Below are 22482 nucleotides of genomic sequence, written 5' to 3' on the forward strand. Positions count from 1 at the left end.
GGGGCGACGTCAGTCCTCGACGGTTTCGCTCATGAACGCGCGCATGAACACGAGCGCGCCCCATCCCCATACCGCATTCGAAGCGAAGCCCTGTGCGAGACGCGGCAGCATGTTGCCGCTCGGCCAGATGCCGCGGAGCGGGTCGACCACGAACACCATCGCGGCCGTGAGCACGAGGCCGCCGAACACGAATGCCTGCACCCAGGGCGCGGGCCGCGAAGGCGAGACGCGCAGCAGCCACGCCATGGGCACCGCCCACGCCGCACTCCAGATCGCGTTCACGAGAAACTCGGGCAGGCCGAACGGCACGAACGGCGCGGTCGAAAAGCCGGCTGCGTCGATGACCTGGGCCGCGTGCAACAGCGCGAGCGTGGCCTCGCGAAAGAAGAGCGAGGCGAGAAAGCCGGACAGGAACGGCAGAATCAGTTTTTGCATGTGAACGGCGAGAGTGCGAAGCACCGGCGGCGGGGCGCGCATGGCGGCGCCGGGTGCGGCCTGCCGGGCTTTTTGTTGGCGTGAGCCATTATATCGGCGCGGCGCGCCAAAGCACGAAAGCGGAAAACCTAAGCTTTAAAAAATCGTTCAAAAGCCACACCCCTCTCCCTAGACTGATTCCCCATGACTACGACGGCCTGGCCGTCGGCGGTTCGCCTTGCGCGGGCAGGGCGCACGCCGTGCCCGCCGGTTTTCGTCTCGCGTTTTGGTTTCGCATTTTCGTCCAGTATCCAGCAGGAGCAATGCATGAATGTGTTCTGGTTCATCCCGACCCATGGCGACAGCCGTTATCTGGGCACGACCGAGGGCGCGCGCGCCGCTGACCTCGCGTACTTCCAGCAAGTGGCCACCGCCGCCGATACGCTCGGCTACGAAGGCGTGCTGTTGCCGACGGGCCGGTCGTGCGAAGACGCCTGGGTTGTCGCATCGAGCCTGATCGCAGTCACGCGGCGCCTGAAATTCCTGGTGGCGATCCGCCCGGGGTTGTCTTCGCCGGGGCTCTCGGCGCGCATGGCGGCGACCTTCGACCGGCTCTCGAACGGGCGTCTGCTTATCAACGTGGTGACGGGCGGCGACCAGGCCGAACTCGAAGGCGACGGTTTCTTCGCCGATCACGACACGCGCTACGAAATCACCGACGAATTCCTGCACATCTGGCGCCAACTGCTCGCCGCGTCGCACACCAGCGAAGCGGTCGATTTCATCGGCAAGCATCTGGTCTCGAAGGGCGGCAAGGCGCTTTATCCGCCGGTGCAGCATCCGCATCCGCCGCTCTGGTTCGGGGGCTCGTCGCCGGCCGCGCACACCATTGCGGGCGAGCATATCGACACTTACCTCACGTGGGGCGAACCGCCCGAGGCGGTCGCGAAGAAGATTGCCGACATCCGCAAGCGCGCGGCCGAACGTGGCCGCACGATCCGCTTCGGCATTCGTTTGCACGTGATCGTCCGCGAGACCGAGGAGGAGGCCTGGGCCGACGCCGAACGCCTCATCAGCCGACTCGACGACGACACCGTTGCCCGCGCACAGGCCGCGTTCGGCAAGATGGACTCGGAAGGCCAGCGCCGCATGGCCGCGCTGCACGGCGGCAAGCGCGGCACGCGCAAGGAACTCGAGGTCTATCCGAATCTCTGGGCCGGCGTGGGCCTCGTGCGCGGCGGCGCCGGCACGGCGCTGGTCGGCAATCCGGAGCAGGTGGCGGCGCGCATGAAGGAGTATGCGGATCTCGGCATCGAGACGTTCATTCTTTCCGGCTATCCCCACCTTGAGGAATCCTACCGGTTCGCCGAACTCGTGTTTCCGCTGCTGCCGGGCCGTCAGGCGAAGCGCGCGGACGGTCCGCTTTCGGGGCCGTTCGGCGAAGTGGTGGGCAATCAGTATTTGCCGCGCGCCAGCCAGAGCTGAACGTCAGCGGGATGTCAGCCAGGCATCGTTAACCGGTTCGGAGAGGTTTTCATGAGTCAAACGGCTGTTGCTCCGGTGGTCGCACCCCGTGACCGGCGTTCGCTAAGACCCCTGCTGCGCGCCGCGTTCGCCAGCGCGGCGCCTTGGATCGTGCCGCTCGCGATTCTTGCCGCGTGGGAGCTGGCTGCGCGCAGCGGCGTGCTGTCCTCGCGTGTGCTGCCCGAGCCGCTCGCAGTGCTCAGGGCCGCCTGGGCACTGATCGAGTCCGGGGAGATGTGGCAGGACGTGCGCGTGAGCACCTGGCGCGCGCTGGCAGGCTTTGCGATCGGCGGGGGCTTCGGGCTCGTGCTCGGCCTCGCGACGGGGCTCTTCAAACCCGTCGAAACCGCGCTCGACTCGACCATCCAGATGATCCGCAATATCCCGGCGCTCGCGATGATTCCGCTCGTGATCCTGTGGTTCGGCATCGAGGAAGAGGCCAAGCTCTTTCTCGTCGCGCTGGGCGTGTTCTTTCCCATGTACGTGAACACCTTTCACGGCATCCGCTGCGTCGACGCCAACCTCGTGGAGATGGCGCGCAGCTATGGCCTCAAGGGATTCGCGCTCTATCGGCATGTGATCCTGCCGGGGGCGTTGCCATCGATACTCGTCGGCGTGCGCTTCGCGCTGGGGCTGATGTGGGTGACGCTGATCGTCGCCGAAACGATCTCCGCGCAGTCGGGCATCGGCTACATGACGATGAACGCGCGCGAATTCCTGCAAACCGATGTGGTGGTGGTCGGCATATTGCTCTACGCATTGCTCGGCAAGCTGGCGGACGTGCTGGCCAGGTCGCTCGAGCGTGCCGTGCTGCGCTGGCACCCCGCGTATCAAACCGGGAGCGGTACATGAGCGCGACGATTTTGGCGCCGGGCTATGCCGGCATTGCGGGCCGCGATCTGCAGGCCGAAATCGAGGCGCAGCGGCAGCGCGAGCACGGCGCGGTCGAGCCACCCCCTCGGGCGAAAGGCGACGCGTCGAGGTCGAGGCGGCAGGACGCAGAAGGCGCACCGGGGCTGTTGCGCGGTGGCGCGCCGGCCGCGGATCCGGCGGTGGAATTGCGCGCCGTGGGCAAGCGCTATGGGCAACGCGTGGTGCTCGACGGATTCGATCTGTCGATCGAGCGCGGCAGCTTTGTTTCGATCGTCGGCCGTAGCGGCTGCGGCAAGTCCACGCTGCTGCGCCTCATTGCGGGGCTCGAGACGCCGGATGCGGGGGAACTGCTCCGGCACGGCGAGGCGGGCGCACCGCCCGAGACGCGCATCATGTTCCAGGACGCGCGCCTTCTGCCCTGGAAGACGGTGCTGCAGAACGTGATGCTGGGTCTTGGCCGCGGCGCGCGCGAGGATGCGCGTGCCGTGCTCGACGAAGTGAGGCTCCTGGGGCGGGCGGACGACTGGCCCGCGCGCCTTTCCGGCGGCCAGCGCCAGCGCGTGGCACTCGCGCGCGCGCTCGTGCACCGGCCGAATCTTCTCCTGCTCGACGAACCGCTGGGTGCGCTCGACGCGCTGACGCGTATCGAAATGCACGCGCTGATCGAACGCCTGTGGCGCGAACACCGTTTCACGGCGCTGCTCGTCACGCACGACGTGCAGGAGGCGGTGGCGCTGGGCGAACGCGTCCTGCTCGTGGAGGCGGGGCATATTGCGCTCGACGAACCGGTGCCGCTGGGGCGTCCGCGCCAGCGCGCCAACGCGCGCTTTGCGGCGCTCGAAGCGCGCGTGCTCGATCGCGTGCTGAGCCGTACGCCCGAGAGCCTGTCTTCACGACGTGAAGGCTGCGCGGCATGCCAGGCGTCGTGAATTGCTGCTGACCTTTTGACCATTTCATTCGAATTTTCGAGGCTGATTTTATGGGTATTTCCGCTATCAACGTGCGCAACCAGTTTCGCGGCAAGGTCAAGGAGATCATCCGCGGGCCGGTGGTTTCCGAGGTCGACGTGGATACGCCGTTCGGCGTGGTGACGTCGGTGATCACGACGCGTTCGATCGACGAGCTCGACCTCAAGGTGGGATCGGAAGTGGTGGCGCTCGTGAAGTCGACGGAGGTATCGATCGCGAGGCTTTGACGCGCGCTGAAGTGCTACGATGGTCCGGTCTGCCACGACGGAGAAGCGATCATGGAGCCGAAGGGCCTCGACATGGGCGACTATCAGGAGCGCTACAAGGACTTCGACATCGAAGTGGCGGTCGAGCAGGTGCTAACGGGCGTAAAGGCCCATTTTCGCGTGCTGCGCGGTAATGCGGTGGTGAAGGACTGGCAACTGGTCCATATCGACCGGCTGTGGTCGACCGAGCATGCCGCTGCCGAGGCGGGCTTCGAGGCGGCGCGAGCGTGGGTGGATGGGCAGGGGTAGGGAAGCGGTGGTTGGCGCGCATTCCGGTGCTGCGTCATGCGCCACTGGCACGCGCGCGATCGCGCCAAAACAGCAATAACCAGGCTAGCAATAATCCGATCGCCACGCCCGAGAACTCGCACATTACGCGCAGCCCGATACTGTCCGGATCGTGTACGTCGGCTAGTGCCGCGCTCAGGAACACCGGCGACTGCAGGTCGGCGTAGTTGAAATAGAACAGATTCCACAAATCGCCGCTGGAACTGGGCAGCAGGGACAGCAGATAAGCCACTCCGAGCTCGCGGCCCTGGCTCCAGCGTTGTTTGCGGGTCAGCCAGCGCACCAGCAGCAGCATGAAGAATCCGATTGCAGCCGCAATCGCACCCGCCTGCAGACCCCCGACCATGCCGTAACCCATCCACGATTGGCTATAGAACATGCCAGTGCCTCCCGGTTATCAATAAAGGTAGATTAACTGCGGGTTCCGCTGGCGTATTTCTTTTTTTCATCCTTCGCTGGCCCGGTTATCTATCGCGACTCCCAACGGCATTGTGGGAAACGCGATGGGGTAGGTAATCCGACGAGAAAATTCCTCGTGCGGGCCGCAGAAGCGCTGCGGCGAGAGATGACGTTGCGCAGGCAACGGTCCGGATTTGCCTGCACAGCGCCTACGCGGACCCGCAAAGCAAAAAGCCCAACCGGTTAGGGCTGGGCTTTTTGATTGAATTCTTTGGGGTGGCTGATGGGACTCGAACCCACGACGACAGGAATCACAATCCTGGACTCTACCAACTGAGCTACAGCCACCACTGCACAACTTTGCTCGACCCATGCTGCAACAGACGCAGCCATCAATCGAGAAGCAAGATTATATACACACTCTATTGCGATTGCCTAGCCCTTCATTGAAATATTTCCGCAGACGTTTCCGCTCCGTCCTCGGAGAATGCGGCCGCCCGCAGAGGCTCGCGCGCCTCTTCGAAGATGGCGAGATCGGCTTTCGCAAGCTTGCGGTTGTCCGACAGCACGCGACGCCAGCCGCGCGCGCCGGCCACGCCGCGATAGAGTCCCAGCGCGTGGCGCGTGATCGCGCTCAGATGCGTGCCGCGCGCGATTTCCTGCGCACAGTACTCGATGAGCTTTGCCTCCACTGCCTCGCGCGTGGGCGCGCGCTCCTGCGAACCGTAGAAGCGCGCATCAACCTCGGCCAGCACGTAGGGGTTGTGGTAGGCCTCGCGGCCGAGCATCACGCCGTCCACGTGCTCGAGATGCGTCTCCACCTCGTCGAGCGTCTTGATGCCGCCGTTGATGATGATTTCGAGGTGCGGGAAGTCGCGCTTCAACTGATGCGCGTACTCGTACTTCAGCGGCGGAATCTCGCGGTTTTCCTTCGGGCTGAGCCCCTTGAGAATCGCGTTGCGCGCGTGGACGATAAACACCTCGCAGCCCGCGTCAGCGACGGTGCCAACGAAGTCGCGCACGAATGCATATTCCTCGACCGCATCCACGCCGATACGGTGCTTGACCGTCACCGGCACCGAAACGACGTCGCGCATGGCTTTCACGCAGTCGGCCACGAGTTGCGGTTCGTTCATGAGGCAGGCGCCGAACGCCCCGCGCTGCACGCGCTCGGACGGGCAGCCGCAGTTCAGGTTGATCTCGTCGTAGCCCCATTGTTCGCCGAGCTTCGCCGAACGCGCGAGGTCGTCGGGTTCGCTGCCGCCCAGTTGCAGCGCCACCGGTGCCTCGTGCGGCGTGAACGCCAGATGGCGCGGCACGTCGCCGTGGAGCAGGGCGCCCGTCGTCACCATCTCCGTATAGAGCCACGTGTGCCGGGAGATGAAGCGGTGCAGCGAGCGGCAGTGACGGTCAGTCCAGTCCATCATCGGCGCCACGGAGACGCGGCGGGGGCTGGAGACGGGATTGGCGGACATGAGAGAAGGCGCGAAAACGCAGCGTGCAAGGATCAACCTTGTATTTTAACCCAGATGCCATGTCGCGTTGCGCGCTGCGCAAACCCGATGTGAAGGTCTGCCAGCGTCTGTCAGCAAAAATCTGTCGGCAAAATCGCTTGACCCTATTTTCGACCGGACAAGCCCGCACCTGGCGTCTACGCACGCGCAGGCGCCGCCTCGTCTGGGCGATCCTCTGAAAAATCCGCGCGGGCGTGGTAGTTTCAGCGTCTGACCAACTCACGATGGAATACGCTTCGATGGACTACCGCACACTCGGCGACACGGACGTGAAGGTGAGCCTGATCGGTCTCGGCACGATGACCTGGGGCGAACAGAACACCGAGCGCGACGCGCACGAACAGATCGACTACGCACTCGATCAGGGCGTCACGCTGATCGATGCCGCGGAGATGTATCCCGTGCCGCCGCGGCCCGAGACCCAGGGCCTGACCGAGCGCTATATCGGTACGTGGCTCGCCCAGCATCGCAGCGCGCGCGATCGCATCGTGCTCGCCAGCAAGATTGCCGGGCCGGCGCGCCAGCCGCACAATCCGCGCCATATCCGCGGCGAGGGCAACCAGTTCGACCGCAAGAATCTCACCGAGGCGCTGGAAGGCAGCCTCAAGCGCCTGCAGACCGATTACGTCGATCTCTATCAACTGCACTGGCCCGACCGCAGCACGATGACGTTCGGCCGCAACGTGTATCCGTGGGTCGACGACGCCTATACGGTGCCCATCGAGGAGACCTTGTCCGTGCTGGCCGAGTTCGTGAAGGCAGGCAAGGTGCGTCACATCGGCGTGTCGAACGAGACGCCGTGGGGCGTCGCGCAATTCCTGCGCGCGTCCGAAAAGCTGGGCCTGCCGCGCATCGTCAGCATCCAGAATCCCTATAGCCTCGTGAACCGCACCTTCGAAAGCGGGCTTTCCGAGTTCACGCATCGCGCGGGCATCGGTCTGCTCGCGTATTCGCCGATGGCGTTCGGCTGGCTCTCCGGCAAGTACGAGGGCGGCGCGCGCCCCGAAGGCGCGCGCATCACGAAGTTCGAGCGCTTCCAGCGCTACAGCAAGCCGCAAGCCGTCGCGGCCACGTCCCGTTACGTCGCGCTCGCGAAGGAGCACGGCTTCACGCCCGCACAGTTCGCGCTCGCCTTCGTCAACAGCCGGCCGTTCGTCACGAGCAATCTGATCGGCGCGACGTCAATGACGCAGTTGAAGGAGAACATCGCCAGCGTCGACGTGAAGCTCTCGCCCGAGGTGCTCGCGCAGATCGACGCGCTCCACGAACAGCAGCCCAACCCCGCACCCTGACCGCCGCCCGGAAGCCGTGAAGCGTCGCGCGCCCGGCAGGTCCGGGTAGTTGCGCGACCCGCGCCACGCGCCGCCGCCCGCGAGGTGCGTGTATCCTTGCGCTCGCCGCGCCGGCGGCGGCGTAGTGCCGACAGCGTTCGACATGCCGCGAAAGCCGTTTGGCGATTCGCGCGCCATACACTACGATCCAGCTTGCGCTGTCGGGGCCGTATCGCACGATACGGCCCCGACTGCTTCCCCCTTTTCCCGGAGAACGTTCACGATGACGAGCGCCCGCGACGCGCAACCGACGCCCTCGTATGGCTGGCCCATTTTTTTTCTGCTGGCGGTGGCCGGTCTTTTCTACGTGAAGTGGTTCCCGTATTACCACCGTGCCTTTACGGCCGAGGCAACGCATTCGATCGGCAAATCCATTCTGATGGGGGCCGACGCCAGCGCGCCGGCGCCGTCGGTGTCCGCCGCGCTCGATTATGCGTGGGCTTATGGCAAGGCGATCTGGCAGGCGATGGTTCTCGGCCTGCTGCTGGGGTCGGCGGTTCAGGCGCTGCTGCCGGTCCAGTGGGTCGCGCGCGTGCTCGGGCGCCACGGCTTCGGCAGCGTCGCGGCGGGTGGTCTTCTCGCCGTGCCGGGCATGATGTGCACCTGTTGCGCGGCGCCCGTGGTGGCCGGGCTGCGCGCGCGCAATGCCTCGGCGGGCGGGGCGATTGCGTTCTGGCTCGGCAATTCCGTGCTCAATCCCGCTACGCTCGTCTTCATGGGCTTCGTGCTCGGCTGGCAGTGGAGCGCGCTGCGTCTGGTCCTGGGCGTGCTGATGGTCTTCGGCCTCGGCTGGCTCGCGAACCGGCTCGTCACACCGCAGGAGGCGCACGCCGCCGACGACCGCCTCGCCCAGCTCGCGCAGCAGCAGGCGGACGGCGGCAGCATGTTCGTGCGCTGGCTGACACTCTTCGTGCGCATGGCCGTGCGCCTCATTCCCGAGTACGTCGTGCTCGTGCTGCTGCTCGGCGCGGCGCGCGCGTGGCTGTTTCCGCATATCGGGCCCGAAGTGACGAGCAGTCTCGGCTGGATCGTCGCGTTCGCGGTGGCGGGCATGCTGTTCGTGATCCCGACGGCCGGCGAGGTGCCGATCATCCAGGCGATGCTCGCGCTCGGCATGGGCGTTGGCCCGGCCGGCGCGCTTCTCATGACGCTGCCGCCCGTGAGCGTGCCGTCGTTCGCGATGCTGACGGGCTCGTTCCGTGCGCGCACGCTGGCCTTGGTGGCTGCGGTGGTCGTGTTGTTCGGTGTGGTTTCGGGTCTTGCCGTAGTGGCATTCGGCTTCTAGCGGCGTGTGGCGGGGCGGGGGTGGCGCGTCCGCACGGCGCTTTGGTGCGGCCCTCGTTCGCGATGCTACGATGGAGTGCGAAGGGAATCAGGCATTGATGTCATGCATAAGCGGGGCGGGCGGCAAGCCATGGGCAAGCCGTTCGACGGTTTTGCGTGGGACAGGAGAAAGGGGCTTCAGCCCGGGAATGAGCATGGCACAGCAGAAAACGAATCCGAAACTCGAACAGGCGCTCACACGCGGCGACCTCGCCATTCGCCAGGCCAATTCGGCACGCGCGACGGCCGTGCTGCGCGCGCTCGGAAAAATGGTCGTGGAGGCCTCGGCGACGATAGGCGTCGAGGCGCACGTCGCGATTCCCGACGGCGACCGTATCTACGATCCCGCCGACGGTGTATGGCCGCAGCAGTTGCTGGTCTCGCTCGACGGTCCGGTGGAGGACTCCGACCCCGAGGAGATCCGCATCGTGCGGCTACTCGCGCAAACGCCGGCAACCACCTTCCGCATTGAATGGCATCGCGCCGACGGCAAGCTCGGCCGCGAGGAAGGCGGCCCGTTCGCGACGGTGGCCTTTATTTCGGACGTCGATATTCCCTGGGGCGACGACGAGGATTGATCCGTCGTCACGCCTTGTCGGCGCGAGGCGGCGCATATCGCGGCCGCGCGCGCTTTCAGCGCATCATCCGCCTGCGGAACAGCACGGTCGCGATTGCGAACGGCACCAGCACGTACACGGCCAGCACGAACACATGCGTTGCCGCGTTCTCAACGGGGCGCCCCAGCATGGCTGGACGGATCAGTTCGACGGCATGCGCGAGCGGCAGCATCAGCGTGATGTGTTGCGCGGCCGACGGCAGCTGCGTGATCGGAAAGAACACGCCCGAAAGCAGCAGCATGGGCGTGAGCACGAGCGTCTGGTAGAACATGAAGAAGTCGTACGACGGCGCAAGCGCTGTCACGATCATCGCGCAGCTCGCGAATGCGAGCCCGGCGAGTGCGATCACGGGTAGCGCAAGCAGCATCGACGGAAAGCTCGCGTAGCCGAGCACGCCCGCCACGAGCATGATGGCGGCGCCCGACAGCATCGACTTGCTCGCGGCCCAGACGATCTCGCCCAGCACGATGTCGCCGAGCGAGAGCGGCGTGTGCATGATGGCTTCCCACGTACGCTGCACGTGCATGCGCGAGAAGCCCGAGTACATCGACTCGAAGCTTGCCGACATCATCACCGACGACGACACCGTGCCCGCCGCGAGGAAGGCGATATAGGAGACGCCGTCCACGTGGCCGACCATCAGGCCTAGCCCGAAGCCGAGACCGAACAGATAGATCATCGGGTCGGCGAGATTGCCGAACATCGAGGCGAGCGCGAGCTTGCGCCACACGAGATAGTTGCGGCGCCAGACGGCGACCCAGTGCGTCGTGCTGGAGGGCAGCGCGGCGCGCGGCTCGCGTTGCGGGTGGCTGGCGGGGTGCGCTGGCGCGCGGTCTTCGGTGCGTGCTTGCATAGGGGGGAGGGATGAGGCCTCGCGGGTGTCGTCGTGCCGGTTCATGCGCGTTCTGTCCTGCCAGTCTTGATCCTGCCGGGTTTAATCCTGCTGGGTTTAATCCTGCATCTCGCGGCCCGTGAGCCGCAGGAACACGTCTTCCAGATTCGCGGGCCGGTGCAGATAGCGCAGGTCGGCGCGCTGGCGCAGATGCTGGTGCACGGGCTGCGGATCGTCGACATAGCAGAAGAGCGTTTCGCCGCTGATTTCCGTGCGTATCGCGAAGGGCGCCAGTTCATCGCGCAGCGCGACTGGGTCGGGGCCGTACACTTCGATCACGTCGTAACCAATCTCGGATTCGATCAGCGCGTTCGGCGCACCCTCCGCGATCTTGCGGCCTTCCTCGATCACGCATACGCGTTTGCAAAGTCGTTCGGCCTCCTCCATGAAATGCGTGGTGAGCAGGATGGTCTTGCCGCGCGCAAGCAGCGAGCGCAGCCGCTCCCAGATGAGGTGGCGCGCCTGCGGATCGAGCCCGGTGGTCGGTTCGTCGAGCACCAGCACATCGGGGTCGTTGACGAGCGCGCGCGCAAGCGTGAGGCGCCGGCGCATGCCGCCCGAGAGCTCGCTCACGCGTGCATCGGCCTTGCTCTCGAGCCGCGCGAATTCGAGCAAAGGCGCGACGAGCGCACGCGCCTCGCTGGCGGACAGGCCGAAATAGCGGCCGAATACGAGCAGGTTCTCGCGGACCGTGAAGTCCGGATCGAGATTGTCGAACTGCGGCACGACGCCTACGCGCGCGCGGGCATGGCGCGCCCGCGCGGGCACCGGCTCGCCGCAAAGGCTGATGCGGCCCGCATCGGGTGCGACGATGCCAAGCAGCATGCGCAGCGTCGTGGTCTTGCCCGCGCCGTTGGGTCCGAGAAGCCCGAAGCATTCGCCGGGCCGGACCTCGAAGGACAGGCCATTGACGACCGCCCTGTCTCCATAGTGTTTGATGACCTGCTCGAATTCGATGGCGGGTGCGGACATAGGCCGTAATGAACGATGAGTTCGACGGAAGCGGTGCACGCGCGATGCACCATGAGGGGGCCTATTCTAGAGCAATCCTGTGCCTCCGGCCGACGGCAAAACCTGCCACGACAAGCTTTGACGCAGCAACGACGTAAGTCCGCCCCGCAGGATTCCGGATCGGGCGCAACACGGCCGGACCTGGCGTTTTCCAGCCCTTGCATGTGGAATTGCGGCGCACCATCATGAAATTGCACAGCCTGCGATTCGCGTGGGCGGGGGAGAAACATCATGGCGAGCTACAAAAAGATTCTGCTTTGTTACGACGGCTCGCGCGAAGGCCGCAAGGCACTGCGCTGCGGCGCGGATCTTGCGCTGGACCTGCGGGCGGAAACGCATCTGCTTTCGGTGGTCGACATGCGTTCGACGATCGCGCAGAGCGCCGGCCTCCTGACCGACGTGGCCTGCGGCCGCTTCGAAGAGACGGCGCGCGAGATTCTTCAGGAGGGTGTGGAGTGGCTGACCGAGCGCGGCGTGCATGCGCAGGGTCACTTCGCCTTCGGCCATCCTATCGACGAGATCGCGAATCTGGCCAACGAACTGCACGTCGATCTGGTGGTGGTGGGGCACCGCTGCCGCACCGGTCTCTCGCGCTGGTGGATGGGGGCGGGCAATACGCTGCTGCTCGACCGCGTGTCGTGCAGCATCCTCGTAGCGTGTTCTTCGGCTGCGGAGCAAAAGCAGCAGGCGCAGGAGGCGGCTTGAGTGCCGCCTGAGTGCCGCCAATAGCGGTGCGATTCGCCGCTATTGGTCGCTGTTCGTATCGGCCGGGTCGTTCAATTCGACCGCCGCGAGCTTCCACGAAAACAGGCCATGGCGTTGCAGGACGGCGGCGTAACGCTCGCCGCTCGCGCTGCGCTGCCAGGTCACGACGAATTCATCGAGGCTGCGGTAGCCGGCCGTGGTCTGAGGCCGTGGCGCCGGCTGCGCGTTTTCAGCCGGGGCGGCCGGAGGCGTCGGGGCGGGCGGATTGGCGGGCGCAGGAGCCGGTGCCGCAGCGGGATTGCCTGCCTGGGGCGGCTGCTCGCCCGGCTTTCCGGTGGGCGGCATGCCATTGAGCAGCGCGGCGACGCCGTCCGGTGTCGCATACGCGTCCACGAGCGGGCCGATGAGGGCCGCGCCAATCACGGCGCCGAACAGCAGCAACGGGTTACTGCTGTGCTGCGCCGCGATGCGCCGCTGAAGCAGTTTGCCAACCTGCTGCTTCAAACTCGCGCGCAAAGCCGGGTAGTCGACATATTCGCTGAGCGTGGCCGCATCGCGCGCATCGGCGGCGGCCTTCAGCCGATCCAGCGCGACATAGGGCGACGCATAGCCGTAGCCCAGCGCGGCGACGAGCGCCAGCGCGACGAGCACGACGGCGACGGGTTTGATCCAGCGTTTGTTCGAAGCGGATTCGGTCATCATTCAGGTCGGGAGTGATGGGACACGTCCTGTTGACCGCGCCGGCGCCGAAACGATCCCGAAGCTTCTTGCCGGACCTTCCCCCACCGCCTTCACGCGCCCTGTGTTACCGGGCGAGCGCCGCCGGGTCGGCCTGTTCGGCGATGCAGCGGTCGATCATGCGGCACACCGCATCCATGGTTCCCACCATGATCAGCCGCGAGGGGCCGTGATAGACGCGCACCGGCGCGCGGCGATCCGGCTCGGCGTGATTCAGGCCGCTGTTGAGCGAAACGCGCGCGAATGCGGGCTGTGCGGATGGCAACGATGGAAGGTCGACCGGAGTCGCGGCCGCACCGGCGGCGGACTCATAATCCGCTGCCTCGAAGAGCGAACCGGACAAGGCGGCGGCCGTTGCGCGCGCATTGCGCGCGGCGCAGTCGGCGAGGCCGCGCAGATGGCGCAGGCGGCCAAATTGACGAAAGGGCAGCAGACGGGCAAGACGTTCCATAACTCCCTCCAGACAGTGTTCGGATTATCAGAATTCGGTGGGGCGGATCAGCCCGACTGCGATGCCTTCCAGCGCAAATTCGGCGCTGCTGGCCTCGACGAAGATGTTCTCGTAGTCGGGGTTTTCGGCAATCAGTTCGAGGCCGTTCGGCCGGCGCTTCAGGCGTTTGACGGTGACGTCGTCGCCAAGGCGCGCCACGATGATCTGGCCGTCTTTCGCTTCGCTTTTCTTTTGCACCGCGAGCAGGTCGCCGTCGAGGATGCCGGCGTCGCGCATCGACAGGCCGCGCACCTTCAGGAGGTAGTCGGGCTTGCTCGAGAAGAGCGCGGGGTCGCACGCGTAGTGCTGCGAGATGTGCTCCTGCGCGAGGATCGGGCTGCCGGCTGCCACGCGGCCGACGAGCGGCAGCGAAAGCTGCATGATGCTGGCGTGCGGCAGCGTGAACTGGTGCGGGAGGTCGTCCGGACCCGGCATGAGACGGATACCGCGCGACGCGCCGGCGGCCAGTTCGATCACGCCCTTGCGCGCCAGCGCGCGCAGATGCTCCTCGGCGGAGTTCGCGGAGCTGAAGCCGAGTTCGGCCGCGATTTCGGCGCGGGTGGGCGGGAAGCCCGTGCGCTCGATCGCGCGCCGGATCAGATCGAAAACCTGCTGCTGTCGTGCGGTGAGTTTGGTCATGGCGCCACTGTATGGATAGACAGGTGACTGTATTTTTATACAGTATTCGACGCTTTTCAAGTGTTACTTGAAGTTCTTCGTTCGGCCGGCGCCGGAACGTGCAAATCCCGCATCTGCCAGGACGACAGCAGCGTTATGAGGTCCGGTCAGCTTTCCTTAGCACAATTGGATATGAAAGAATAAGAAAACATCATTTTTACTCATTTAAGCAAATTGTTAGACTCCGCTGCATCGTTAGCTGCAATCACGCACGACAACACGGAGAAAGCGGATGCGTAGTGGGAATACGGGGAACGCGGGAAAAAATGGCTGGTTCAGGACGCTGGCTGCAAGACTCCTGATCGGTGCGGTGCCGCTGGTCGGCATGGCTATGCTGATGCCGGTTGCCCACGCGGAGACTTCGCTCCTGAACGTTTCCTACGACCCGACACGCGAGCTCTACCAGGACATCAATAGCGCCTTCATCAAGGAATGGAAGGCGAAGACCGGCGAGACGGTCACGATCAGGCAGTCGCACGGCGGCTCCGGCGCGCAGGCGCGCTCGGTGCTCGACGGGCTGCAGGCCGACGTCGTCACGCTCGCGCTCGCTTACGACATCGACGCCCTTGCGAAGAAGGGCCTCGTCGCCGCCGACTGGCAAAAGCGCCTGCCCGACAACGCCTCGCCGTATACCTCCACCATCGTGTTCCTCGTGCGCAAGGGCAATCCCAGGCACATCAAGGACTGGGGCGACCTCGTGAAGCCGGGTGTTTCGATTGTTACGCCGAATCCGAAGACTTCGGGCGGCGCGCGATGGAACTATCTCGCCGCCTGGGCGTATGCGCTGCACCAGCCGGGCGGCAATGAGGCGACGGCGAAGGCGTTCGTCACGAAGCTCTACAAGAATGCGGGCGTGCTCGACTCGGGCGCGCGCGGCGCGACGACGAGCTTCGTGCAGCGCGGCATTGGCGATGTGCTGATTGCATGGGAGAACGAAGCGTTTCTTTCGCTCAAGGAGTTCGGGCCCGACAAGTTCGAGATCGTGGTGCCGTCGGCAAGCATTCTGGCCGAGCCGCCCGTTGCCGTGGTCGACAAGGTGGTGGACAAGCACGGCACGCGCAAGGTGGCCGAGGCCTATCTGCAGTTCCTCTATTCGGAGGAGGGCCAGGAAATTGCGGCGAAGAACTTCTACCGCCCGCGTTCGGACAAGGTGCCGGCGAATCTCACGGCGAAGTTTCCGAAGCTGAAGCTGTACACGGTCGAAGACACCTTCGGCGGCTGGGCGAATGCGCAGAAGACCCATTTCGCGGACGGCGGCGTGTTCGATTCGATCTACGCGCCGCAGTGATGTGGCCGTGATGCAAACGCCGCGGCCGCATTTTGCGGTCATCGACGAGCACGCCTCGAAGGCGCGCTTTTTGGCGCATGGCGCCGCAGCAATCTGAAAGAGCCACGAGCATGACGACGTTTCGATTACGCAAGCCGAGTGCGCTGCCGGGATTCGGCCTTACGCTCGGCATTACGGTGGCTTACCTGAGTCTCGTGGTGCTGATCCCGCTTGCGTCCACTTTCCTCAAGACCGCGACGCTCGACTGGGGGCAGTTCGTGCGCGCCGTGGCGTCGCCGCGCGTGATCGCGTCGTACCGGCTCACGTTCCTCTCGGCGCTGGGTGGGGCGCTCATCAACGCGGTGTTCGGTTTTTTGCTCGCGTGGGTGCTCGTGCGCTATCCATTTCCGTTCAAGCGCATCGTCGATGCGCTCGTCGATCTGCCGTTTGCACTGCCCACCTCCGTGGCGGGCATTTCGCTCGCGGCCGTCTATGCGGGCAATGGCTGGATCGGGCAATTTCTCGAGCCGCTCGGCCTCAAGGTCGCGTTCACGCCGCTCGGCGTGCTCGTGGCGTTGACGTTCATCGGCCTGCCGTTCGTCGTGCGCACCGTGCAGCCCGTGCTGGAGGATTTCGAGCGCGAACAGGAAGAGGCCGCCGCCTGCCTCGGTGCCTCGCGTTGGCTCACGTTTCGCCGCGTCGTGCTGCCCGCCGCGCTTCCCGCGCTGCTGACGGGATTCGCGCTGGCGTTCGCGCGTGCGCTGGGCGAGTACGGCTCGGTCATCTTCATCGCCGGCAACGTGCCGATGAAGTCCGAAATCACATCGCTTCTGATCATCACGAAGCTCGAACAGTACGACTATGCAGGCGCTACTGCGCTCGCCGTCGTGATGCTGTGCGTCTCGTTCGTCATGCTGCTTTTCGTCAATACGCTGCAGTGGTATCTGCAGCGGTGCACGAGCCGCGGTGTGTCGGCGGGCCCAGGGACTGGTGAGCTCGCGCGCGTCGTCGTCACAGGAGGTGCGCAATGAGCACGCCCGTACCCTCAACGCGTGCGCAGCGCCGGCCCGATCCGGTGACGGAGGCGCCCTGGGTGCGCTGGCTCCTCACCGGTATCGCGCTCGCCTTTCTCACGCTCTTTCTCGTGGTGCCGCTCGTTGCGGTGTTCAGTCAGGCCTTGTCGAAGGGCATTGGTTTCTACTTCGAATCGCTTGCCGATCCAGACGCGGTCTCGGCGATCAAGCTTACGCTCCTTACCGCCGCGATTGCCGTGCCGCTGAATCTCGCGTTCGGCCTCGCGGCCTCGTGGGCGATCGCAAAGTTCGAATTTCGCGGCAAGGCGCTCCTCACGACGCTGATCGATCTGCCGTTCTCGGTTTCGCCTGTGATCTCGGGCCTCATTTACGTACTGCTGTTCGGCGCGCAGGGCTGGCTCGGCCCCTGGCTCGAAGACCATGACGTGCAGATCATCTTCGCTGTGCCAGGCATCGTGCTCGCGACGATCTTCGTGACGTTCCCGTTCGTTGCGCGCGAACTGATCCCGCTGATGCAGGCGCAGGGCAACGACGAGGAGGAGGCCGCGCGCGTGCTCGGCGCTTCGGGCTGGCAGATGTTCCGGCGCGTGACGCTGCCCAACATCCGCTGGGGCCTGCTGTACGGCGTGATCCTCTGCAATGCGCGCGCGATGGGCGAGTTCGGCGCGGTGTCGGTGGTCTCGGGGCACATCCGCGGGCAGACCGACACGATGCCGCTGCACGTCGAGATCCTCTACAACGAATACAACTTCGCCGCGGCGTTCGCGGTGGCGTCGCTGCTTGCGCTGCTCGCGCTGGTGACGCTGGGCCTGAAGTTGCTCGCGGAGCGTCATCTTTCTGCCGAACTCAGGGACGAGAGCGCGGTGCCGGCGCAGGCGGCCGTCCTGGCCGGCGGCGTCCCTCTACAACCCGGCACGCAGGACGCCGTACGCGCCGGCGTTGCCCGGCACGCGTTTGAACACGGAGATCTGTAAAACATGGGTATCACCGTTCGTAATCTGCAAAAGCACTTCGGCGATTTCGCCGCGCTCGACGACGTCTCGCTCGACTTTCCTCCGGGCGAGCTCGTTGCGCTGCTCGGGCCGTCCGGCTGCGGCAAGACCACGTTGTTGCGCGTGATCGCCGGCCTCGAATATGCCGATGCGGGGCAGGTCGTGCTGCAAGGGCAGGACGTGGGCGCGGTGGGCGCGCGCGAGCGCCAGGTGGGCTTCGTGTTCCAGCACTACGCGCTGTTCAGGCACATGACGGTATTCGAGAACGTGGCGTTCGGGCTGCGTGTGAAGCCGCGCGGCGAGCGTCCTGCCGAAGCCGCGATTCGCCAGAAGGTGCATGAGTTGCTGAGCCTCGTGCAACTCGACTGGCTCGCGCAGCGCTATCCCTCCGAGCTTTCGGGTGGCCAGCGTCAACGCATCGCGCTTGCGCGGGCGCTTGCCGTCGAGCCGAAAGTGCTGCTGCTCGACGAGCCGTTTGGCGCACTCGACGCCAAGGTCCGCAAGGAGCTGCGCGGCTGGCTGCGGCGCCTGCACGACGACCTGCACATCTCCACGATCTTCGTCACGCACGACCAGGAAGAGGCGCTCGAAGTGGCCGACCGCATCGTCGTGCTCAATCGCGGCCGCGTCGAACAGGTGGGCAGCCCGCAGGACGTCTACGATCGCCCGCAGACGGCGTTCGTCTACGAGTTCCTCGGCGCGGCGAACCGGCTTTCGGGTTATGTCGACGCGCGGGGGTTCGTGGCCGACGGCGCGGCGCAGCCGATCGCCGTGCAGGCCAGTTTCGAGGGCCGCGCGCTTGCCTACGTGCGGCCGCACGATCTCGCGCTGTATCCGCGGCAGGCGGATCATCACGAGGGCATCGTCGTCGATGTGCGCCGCGTGGTGCCGGTGGGCGGCTCGGTGCGCGTGGAACTCGAAAGCGGCGCGGGCAGTGCGCTCGAAGCCGAGCTCGACCGCGAGGCATGGCGCATGCTTTCCCTTTCGGTGGGCGACAACGTTACCGCGGTGCCGCGCGGGCTGCGCGTGTTCGCGGCGCAGGCGGCGTGATACTTACATCAAATCAACCTGATTACTTCGGTGTTTCCGGAGACGAGAGATGAATTTTCAGCAGTTGCGATTCGTGCGCGAAGCGGTGCGCCAGAACATGAACCTGACCGAAGTGGCGAACGTGCTGTACACGTCGCAGTCGGGTGTGTCGAAGCAGATCAAGGACCTCGAGGACGAACTCGGCGTCGATATTTTCATCCGCCGCGGCAAGCGCTTGACGGGCCTGACCGAGCCGGGCAAGGCCGTGCATCAGCTCATCGAGCGCATGCTGCTCGATGCCGAGAACCTGCGCCGCGTCGCGCGCCAGTTCGCCGACCAGGACAGCGGTCACCTCGTCGTCGCGACGACCCACACGCAGGCGCGCTACGCACTGCCAAAGGTCGTGCATCAGTTCCGCGAGGTGTTTCCGAAAGTGCATCTCGCGCTGCGCCAGGGCAATCCGCAGCAGATCGCGCAGTCGATCATCAACGGCGAGGCCGACATCGGCATCTCGACCGAAGCGCTCGACCGCTACCCGGATATCGTGACGTTCCCGTGCTATTCGTGGCATCACGTGGTCGTCGTGCCGAAGGACCATCCGCTCGTGGGGCGCGAGAACCTGACGCTGGAAGAGATCGCCGAGTATCCGATCATCACCTACGACCAGGACTTCACGGGCCGCTCGCATATCGACCAGGCGTTCGCGAAAGTGGGCGCCGTGCCCGACGTTGTGCTCACCGCCATCGACGCGGACGTCATCAAGACCTATGTCGAGCTGGGTATGGGGGTGGGCGTGGTGGCGGCGATGGCCTACGACCCGAAGCGCGATACGGAACTCGTCGCGCTCGATACGCAAAACCTCTTCGAGGCCAGCACGACGCGCGTGGGTCTGCGCAAAGGCGCGTTCCTGCGTCAATACGCGTACCGGCTGATCGAGATGTTCGCGCCGCATCTCAACGAGCAGCAGATCGCGGCCCAGTTGCGCGAGGTGGGTTGACGCCGGTTGCACGGCCGGTGGGCGTTGGCCTTCCGGCCAGGTGGCGCGCGGCGGCGGATCGCTTAAAATCGCCGCCATGAATACTCCACTGACCCCATCCTCTTCCCCGGCGGCGGCCTCGAAGCCGCTGCCGCGCATTGCCGTCCTTGCCACCGGCGGCACCATCGCGGGCGCCGCGCCCGATGCGGCCAACACCTCCGGCTATCAGGCCGGCGTGATCGGCGTCGCGCAACTGCTGGCCGCCGTGCCGGGTCTCGATGCCGTCGCGCAGATCGCGGCTGAGCAGGTCGCGAGCATCGACAGCAAGGACATGCCGCTCGCGCTCTGGACCACGCTCGCCCAGCGCGTGAACAGGCTGCTCGCGGCCAACGACGTCGATGGCGTCGTCATCACGCACGGCACCGATACGCTCGAAGAAACGGCTTACCTGCTGCATCTCGCCGTGAAGAGCACGAAGCCCGTCGTGCTGACGGCGGCCATGCGTCCAGCTTCGGCGCTTTCGGCCGACGGCCCGCTCAACCTGCTCAACGCGGTCACGCTCGCGGCAAGCGGCGCAGCGGCGGGGCAGGGCGTGCTCGTCGCGTTCAACAACCGCATTCATTGCGCGCGCGACGTCGTCAAGATCAGCACCTATGCAGTTGATGCGTTCCAGTCGCCCGAGATCGGCGCGCTGGGCTGGGTGCAGGACGGGCGCGTGGAGTTCCAGCGCGGCGCGCTGCGTCCGCACACCGTCGCTACGCCATTTTCGGCCGTCGAGGCGTGGCCGCACGTCGAGGTCGTGACGAGCTATGCGGGCGTTTCGCGCATTGCGGTCGATGCGCTCGTGGCGGCGGGTGTGCGCGGCATCGTCGTGGCCGGCACGGGTAATGGCTCGATTCACGTTACGCTGCAACAGGCACTGTCGGAGGCCGCCGCGAAAGGCGTGGCCGTCGCGCGCGCCTCGCGCGTGGGCTCGGGCCACGTGATGCATAACGGCGCCGCGAGCGACGACGCGCTCGGCTTCGTTTCGGCGGGCTCGCTCAATCCCTACAAGGCGCGCGTGCTGCTCGCGCTTGCGCTCGCCCAAGGCGCGGTCGACCGGGGAGCATTGCAGCGGGTCTTCGATACCTACTAAGACCAGCGAAGACGGGCATTGACCGCGAACGCGGTGCGCGGAAATGCAAAGCGCCACGCAGAGAGCGTGGCGCTTCAGCTTCGACGCGCGGTTATCCCACGCTTTATCGGGCGGCTTATTGCTGTGCCGGAATCACCAGCACCTGGCCCGGATAGATCTTGTCCGGGCTCTTGAGCATCGGCGTGTTCGCCTGGAAGATCACGTCGTTCTTCGCGCCATTGCCGTAATACTTCTCGGCGATCTTCCACAGGTTGTCGCCAGCGACAACCGTGTGATGTTCCGCGGCCGGCGCCGGGTTCGTCACCGTCATCTGGTCGTCCACCTTGTCCACGTTCTGCACGTTGCCCGCGGCCACGAGAATCTTTTCCTTCGTCGCCTGGTCGGCGGCGTTGCCCGTTACCGTGACGGCGTGCGTCGCGCCGTCGTAGGTCACGCCGAGGTTGTCGGCGGCGAGGCCCTGCGAGCGGATATAGGCGGCGACGGCGTCGCCCGCCTTCTGGTTCAGCTCGGCGAGATTAGCCGCGGGTGCGGCTTCGGGTTGCGCAGCGGCGGCTTCCGGCGTGGCGGCCCCAAAGAGCTTTTCGCCGGCTTCCTTGATGAAGTTGATGATGCCCATCGATCACACTCCTTACGTGCTGGGTTGACTGGTCGATCGCGCGTCGCGATCACCTTGCGCCGGCCGAATGACAGGCCGATGAAAGGCGCGATCATAGGGCGAGGGGGCGGACGCGGTCTATCAGGGGAGCGTCAAGGAGTGTGAAGCGCCACAGAGCTGTGGCGGCACGGAATCGTGCCGGATGAAACGCGATGGCTATTGCGGTTGAGGACAATCCGACAGGCGGACACCCGATGACGACGTCTGACCGACCAAGGCTTCCCCGCCGTCACCGGGCGCCGCTGCGGACCCCACTGGCCGCCCTCAGCCCAGAGCGGCCCCGATTTGCCCCGCGACGGTTGCCGCCGCCGCGGAGCGCCCCACGATCGGCCGTCGCGACTCGCGCGCCGGCCCCAATCAAACTGCCTGCTTCAGGCAGCCTTCCCGACGAGTCCTCTCAGGCAGCCTTCGCCTTGGAGCCTTCGCCTTCGGCGATCTCGAAGTTCGCCATGATTTCCAGCGCGCGAATCATCGCCGAGTGGTCCCACGCCTTGCCGCCGTTCGCCGCGCACACGCTGAAGAGTTGCTGCGCGCTCGCCGTGTGCGGCAGCGCGATGCCCAGCTTGCGCGCGCCGTCGAGGGCGAGGTTCAGATCCTTCTGGTGCAGCTCGATGCGAAAGCCCGGATTGAACGTGCGCTTCGTCATGCGCTCGCCATGCACTTCGAGAATGCGCGACGAAGCGAAGCCGCCCATCAGCGCACGGCGCACGCGCTCCGGATCGGCGCCCGAGCGTGCCGCGAAGAGCAGGGCTTCTGCCACAGCCTCGATGTTCAGCGCGACAATGATCTGGTTCGCGACCTTGGTGGTCTGACCCGCACCGTTGTCGCCGACGAGCGAGATGTTCTTGCCCATCAACTGGAACAGCGGCAGCGCGAGGTCGAACGACTTTTGCGGGCCGCCGACCATGATCGAGAGCGTCGCTTCGCGTGCGCCGACTTCGCCGCCAGAGACCGGCGCGTCGAGGTAGTCGCAGCCGAGCGCGTTGATCTGCTTCGCGAACTGTTGCGTTTCCAGCGGCGAGATCGAGCTCATGTCGATCACGAGCTTGCCGGCGGTGAGGCCCTTGGCCACGCCGTCGTCGGCGAAGAGGACGTTCGCGACGTCAGGCGTGTCGGGCACCATCAGGATGACGATGTCGGCGGCCTGGGCCACGGCGGTCGAGTCGGCGACGACGGTGGTCTGCGTGCGCAGGTCGTCCGGCACCGGATATTTGCCGTTCACGGCGAGCGTGTGACCAGCCTTCAAAAGGTTGCGCGCCATGTGCGCGCCCATGATGCCGAGGCCGATAAAACCAATCTTTGCCATCTTGGGTTTCTCCGTTAAATCTATTCAGTTCGTTACCGCTTCGTGGTGCGCCGCGGG

At 65.5% G+C, this 22482-nt stretch carries 25 protein-coding genes and 1 tRNA gene; 15 read left to right on the forward strand and 11 right to left on the reverse strand.

The genetic code is table 11. The annotated features are described in order from the left end of the window. Positions 1–9 precede the first annotated feature (9 nt). Positions 10–435: a hypothetical protein gene (locus WJ542_RS10590; RefSeq protein WP_411189252.1), complete on the reverse strand. Its 426-nt coding sequence runs from the start codon at positions 433–435 to the stop codon at positions 10–12. A gap of 306 nt (positions 436–741) precedes the next feature. On the opposite strand from WJ542_RS10590, the gene ssuD reads away from it, so the two are divergent. From ssuD to WJ542_RS10615, 5 genes are read left to right on the forward strand one after another with little or no spacing between them, the layout of a single operon-like run. Then, positions 742–1899, forward strand: a complete 1158-nt coding sequence (ssuD, locus tag WJ542_RS10595) for an FMNH2-dependent alkanesulfonate monooxygenase (RefSeq protein ID WP_411189253.1) — start codon at positions 742–744, stop codon at positions 1897–1899. Positions 1900–1950: 51 nt separating this feature from the next. Further along, the gene (gene ssuC / locus WJ542_RS10600; protein ID WP_411189254.1) at positions 1951–2790 is read left to right on the forward strand and encodes an aliphatic sulfonate ABC transporter permease SsuC; all 840 of its coding nucleotides are present in this window, start codon (positions 1951–1953) and stop codon (positions 2788–2790) included. Continuing rightward, positions 2787–3740, forward strand: a complete 954-nt coding sequence (locus WJ542_RS10605; protein ID WP_411189255.1) for an ATP-binding cassette domain-containing protein — start codon at positions 2787–2789, stop codon at positions 3738–3740. Before ssuC ends, WJ542_RS10605 begins: the two co-directional genes overlap by 4 nt. 50 nt (positions 3741–3790) lie before the next feature. Continuing rightward, positions 3791–4006, forward strand: coding sequence for a TOBE domain-containing protein (locus WJ542_RS10610; protein ID WP_027797203.1), 216 nt, complete (start codon positions 3791–3793; stop codon positions 4004–4006). A gap of 51 nt (positions 4007–4057) precedes the next feature. Next, positions 4058–4294 carry a hypothetical protein gene (locus tag WJ542_RS10615; protein ID WP_411189256.1) on the forward strand — a complete coding sequence of 79 codons (237 nt, stop codon included), beginning with the start codon at positions 4058–4060 and terminating at the stop codon, positions 4292–4294. A gap of 34 nt (positions 4295–4328) precedes the next feature. Here WJ542_RS10615 and WJ542_RS10620 read toward each other — a convergent pair whose 3' ends face one another. The 3 genes from WJ542_RS10620 to dusA all read right to left on the reverse strand — a co-directional run bounded on the left by WJ542_RS10620 (position 4329) and on the right by dusA (position 6207). Continuing rightward, positions 4329–4712 carry a hypothetical protein gene (locus WJ542_RS10620; RefSeq protein WP_411189257.1) on the reverse strand — a complete coding sequence of 128 codons (384 nt, stop codon included), beginning with the start codon at positions 4710–4712 and terminating at the stop codon, positions 4329–4331. 292 nt (positions 4713–5004) lie between these two features. Next, a tRNA-His gene (locus tag WJ542_RS10625) sits at positions 5005–5080 on the reverse strand. Between the two features lie 95 nt (positions 5081–5175). Continuing rightward, positions 5176–6207 carry a tRNA dihydrouridine(20/20a) synthase DusA gene (dusA, locus tag WJ542_RS10630; RefSeq protein ID WP_411189258.1) on the reverse strand — a complete coding sequence of 344 codons (1032 nt, stop codon included), beginning with the start codon at positions 6205–6207 and terminating at the stop codon, positions 5176–5178. Positions 6208–6485: 278 nt separating this feature from the next. Here dusA and WJ542_RS10635 point away from each other — a divergent pair, with 278 nt between their 5' ends. From WJ542_RS10635 to WJ542_RS10645, 3 genes are all read left to right on the forward strand, one after another. After that, positions 6486–7538, forward strand: coding sequence for an NADP(H)-dependent aldo-keto reductase (locus tag WJ542_RS10635; protein ID WP_411189259.1), 1053 nt, complete (start codon positions 6486–6488; stop codon positions 7536–7538). 262 nt (positions 7539–7800) lie between these two features. After that, positions 7801–8862, forward strand: a complete 1062-nt coding sequence (locus WJ542_RS10640; RefSeq protein ID WP_411189260.1) for a permease — start codon at positions 7801–7803, stop codon at positions 8860–8862. A 193-nt stretch (positions 8863–9055) separates the two neighbouring features. After that, positions 9056–9478 (forward strand): hypothetical protein, encoded by a 423-nt coding sequence (locus WJ542_RS10645; protein WP_411189261.1) that lies wholly within the window; start codon positions 9056–9058, stop codon positions 9476–9478. A gap of 55 nt (positions 9479–9533) precedes the next feature. Here WJ542_RS10645 and WJ542_RS10650 read toward each other — a convergent pair whose 3' ends face one another. Further along, positions 9534–10370, reverse strand: a complete 837-nt coding sequence (locus WJ542_RS10650; RefSeq protein ID WP_411190524.1) for an ABC transporter permease — start codon at positions 10368–10370, stop codon at positions 9534–9536. Positions 10371–10466: 96 nt separating this feature from the next. Then, complete coding sequence (gene nodI / locus WJ542_RS10655) at positions 10467–11381, reverse strand: nodulation factor ABC transporter ATP-binding protein NodI (protein ID WP_411189262.1); 915 nt, start codon at positions 11379–11381, stop codon at positions 10467–10469. A 270-nt stretch (positions 11382–11651) separates the two neighbouring features. On the opposite strand from nodI, the gene WJ542_RS10660 reads away from it, so the two are divergent. Further along, complete coding sequence (locus WJ542_RS10660; protein WP_411189263.1) at positions 11652–12125, forward strand: universal stress protein; 474 nt, start codon at positions 11652–11654, stop codon at positions 12123–12125. A 39-nt stretch (positions 12126–12164) separates the two neighbouring features. On the opposite strand, the gene WJ542_RS10665 is transcribed toward WJ542_RS10660, so the two are convergent. The 3 genes from WJ542_RS10665 to lexA form a co-directional block, all read right to left on the reverse strand. Continuing rightward, positions 12165–12824 (reverse strand): DUF2939 domain-containing protein, encoded by a 660-nt coding sequence (locus WJ542_RS10665; protein ID WP_411190525.1) that lies wholly within the window; start codon positions 12822–12824, stop codon positions 12165–12167. A 106-nt stretch (positions 12825–12930) separates the two neighbouring features. Then, entirely contained in the window at positions 12931–13314 is a 384-nt protein-coding gene (locus WJ542_RS10670) for a hypothetical protein (RefSeq protein ID WP_411189264.1), read from the reverse strand. A 27-nt stretch (positions 13315–13341) separates the two neighbouring features. After that, positions 13342–13992: a transcriptional repressor LexA gene (gene lexA / locus WJ542_RS10675; RefSeq protein WP_411189265.1), complete on the reverse strand. Its 651-nt coding sequence runs from the start codon at positions 13990–13992 to the stop codon at positions 13342–13344. Positions 13993–14263: 271 nt separating this feature from the next. Between lexA and WJ542_RS10680 the strand changes: the two genes are divergently transcribed. The 6 genes from WJ542_RS10680 (at position 14264) to WJ542_RS10705 (ending at position 20464) form a co-directional block, all read left to right on the forward strand. Continuing rightward, positions 14264–15319, forward strand: coding sequence for a sulfate ABC transporter substrate-binding protein (locus WJ542_RS10680; RefSeq protein ID WP_411189266.1), 1056 nt, complete (start codon positions 14264–14266; stop codon positions 15317–15319). A gap of 110 nt (positions 15320–15429) precedes the next feature. After that, a complete protein-coding gene (gene cysT / locus WJ542_RS10685) occupies positions 15430–16329 on the forward strand; it encodes a sulfate ABC transporter permease subunit CysT (RefSeq protein ID WP_411189267.1) in 900 nt (299 codons plus the stop codon). Beyond that, on the forward strand, positions 16326–17306 hold the full coding sequence (gene cysW / locus WJ542_RS10690) for a sulfate ABC transporter permease subunit CysW (RefSeq protein WP_411189268.1): 981 nt from the start codon (positions 16326–16328) through the stop codon (positions 17304–17306). The genes cysT and cysW overlap by 4 nt, the downstream gene beginning before the upstream one ends. A gap of 3 nt (positions 17307–17309) precedes the next feature. Further along, entirely contained in the window at positions 17310–18374 is a 1065-nt protein-coding gene (locus tag WJ542_RS10695) for a sulfate/molybdate ABC transporter ATP-binding protein (protein ID WP_411189269.1), read from the forward strand. A 49-nt stretch (positions 18375–18423) separates the two neighbouring features. Beyond that, positions 18424–19350 carry a CysB family HTH-type transcriptional regulator gene (locus WJ542_RS10700; protein ID WP_411189270.1) on the forward strand — a complete coding sequence of 309 codons (927 nt, stop codon included), beginning with the start codon at positions 18424–18426 and terminating at the stop codon, positions 19348–19350. A 76-nt stretch (positions 19351–19426) separates the two neighbouring features. Further along, positions 19427–20464 carry an asparaginase gene (locus WJ542_RS10705; RefSeq protein ID WP_411189271.1) on the forward strand — a complete coding sequence of 346 codons (1038 nt, stop codon included), beginning with the start codon at positions 19427–19429 and terminating at the stop codon, positions 20462–20464. Between the two features lie 115 nt (positions 20465–20579). Here WJ542_RS10705 and lysM read toward each other — a convergent pair whose 3' ends face one another. Continuing rightward, the gene (gene lysM, locus WJ542_RS10710; RefSeq protein WP_411189272.1) at positions 20580–21080 is read right to left on the reverse strand and encodes a peptidoglycan-binding protein LysM; all 501 of its coding nucleotides are present in this window, start codon (positions 21078–21080) and stop codon (positions 20580–20582) included. Between the two features lie 436 nt (positions 21081–21516). Further along, positions 21517–22425, reverse strand: coding sequence for a 2-hydroxy-3-oxopropionate reductase (locus WJ542_RS10715; RefSeq protein ID WP_411189273.1), 909 nt, complete (start codon positions 22423–22425; stop codon positions 21517–21519). Positions 22426–22482 lie beyond the last annotated feature (57 nt).

This window comes from Paraburkholderia yinzeri (assembly GCF_046581065.1).
Lineage (GTDB): Bacteria > Pseudomonadota > Gammaproteobacteria > Burkholderiales > Burkholderiaceae > Paraburkholderia.

Excerpts from the sequence above, each read along its gene's own strand:
- WJ542_RS10620 (WP_411189257.1), bottom strand. The coding sequence starts at position 4,712 with ATGTTCTATAGCCAATCGTGGATGGGTTACGGCATGGTCGGGGGTCTG.
- WJ542_RS10695 (WP_411189269.1), top strand. The coding sequence starts at position 17,310 with ATGGGTATCACCGTTCGTAATCTGCAAAAGCACTTCGGCGATTTCGCC.
- WJ542_RS10645 (WP_411189261.1), top strand. The coding sequence starts at position 9,056 with ATGGCACAGCAGAAAACGAATCCGAAACTCGAACAGGCGCTCACACGC.
- WJ542_RS10605 (WP_411189255.1), top strand. The coding sequence starts at position 2,787 with ATGAGCGCGACGATTTTGGCGCCGGGCTATGCCGGCATTGCGGGCCGC.
- WJ542_RS10680 (WP_411189266.1), top strand. The coding sequence starts at position 14,264 with ATGCGTAGTGGGAATACGGGGAACGCGGGAAAAAATGGCTGGTTCAGG.
- ssuC (WP_411189254.1), top strand. The coding sequence starts at position 1,951 with ATGAGTCAAACGGCTGTTGCTCCGGTGGTCGCACCCCGTGACCGGCGT.
- cysW (WP_411189268.1), top strand. The coding sequence starts at position 16,326 with ATGAGCACGCCCGTACCCTCAACGCGTGCGCAGCGCCGGCCCGATCCG.
- WJ542_RS10640 (WP_411189260.1), top strand. The coding sequence starts at position 7,801 with ATGACGAGCGCCCGCGACGCGCAACCGACGCCCTCGTATGGCTGGCCC.
- lysM (WP_411189272.1), bottom strand. The coding sequence starts at position 21,080 with ATGGGCATCATCAACTTCATCAAGGAAGCCGGCGAAAAGCTCTTTGGG.
- nodI (WP_411189262.1), bottom strand. The coding sequence starts at position 11,381 with ATGTCCGCACCCGCCATCGAATTCGAGCAGGTCATCAAACACTATGGA.
- WJ542_RS10670 (WP_411189264.1), bottom strand. The coding sequence starts at position 13,314 with ATGGAACGTCTTGCCCGTCTGCTGCCCTTTCGTCAATTTGGCCGCCTG.
- WJ542_RS10660 (WP_411189263.1), top strand. The coding sequence starts at position 11,652 with ATGGCGAGCTACAAAAAGATTCTGCTTTGTTACGACGGCTCGCGCGAA.
- WJ542_RS10635 (WP_411189259.1), top strand. The coding sequence starts at position 6,486 with ATGGACTACCGCACACTCGGCGACACGGACGTGAAGGTGAGCCTGATC.
- WJ542_RS10715 (WP_411189273.1), bottom strand. The coding sequence starts at position 22,425 with ATGGCAAAGATTGGTTTTATCGGCCTCGGCATCATGGGCGCGCACATG.
- WJ542_RS10705 (WP_411189271.1), top strand. The coding sequence starts at position 19,427 with ATGAATACTCCACTGACCCCATCCTCTTCCCCGGCGGCGGCCTCGAAG.
- lexA (WP_411189265.1), bottom strand. The coding sequence starts at position 13,992 with ATGACCAAACTCACCGCACGACAGCAGCAGGTTTTCGATCTGATCCGG.
- WJ542_RS10615 (WP_411189256.1), top strand. The coding sequence starts at position 4,058 with ATGGAGCCGAAGGGCCTCGACATGGGCGACTATCAGGAGCGCTACAAG.
- WJ542_RS10665 (WP_411190525.1), bottom strand. The coding sequence starts at position 12,824 with ATGACCGAATCCGCTTCGAACAAACGCTGGATCAAACCCGTCGCCGTC.
- ssuD (WP_411189253.1), top strand. The coding sequence starts at position 742 with ATGAATGTGTTCTGGTTCATCCCGACCCATGGCGACAGCCGTTATCTG.
- WJ542_RS10650 (WP_411190524.1), bottom strand. The coding sequence starts at position 10,370 with ATGCAAGCACGCACCGAAGACCGCGCGCCAGCGCACCCCGCCAGCCAC.
- dusA (WP_411189258.1), bottom strand. The coding sequence starts at position 6,207 with ATGTCCGCCAATCCCGTCTCCAGCCCCCGCCGCGTCTCCGTGGCGCCG.
- WJ542_RS10590 (WP_411189252.1), bottom strand. The coding sequence starts at position 435 with ATGCAAAAACTGATTCTGCCGTTCCTGTCCGGCTTTCTCGCCTCGCTC.
- WJ542_RS10700 (WP_411189270.1), top strand. The coding sequence starts at position 18,424 with ATGAATTTTCAGCAGTTGCGATTCGTGCGCGAAGCGGTGCGCCAGAAC.
- WJ542_RS10610 (WP_027797203.1), top strand. The coding sequence starts at position 3,791 with ATGGGTATTTCCGCTATCAACGTGCGCAACCAGTTTCGCGGCAAGGTC.
- cysT (WP_411189267.1), top strand. The coding sequence starts at position 15,430 with ATGACGACGTTTCGATTACGCAAGCCGAGTGCGCTGCCGGGATTCGGC.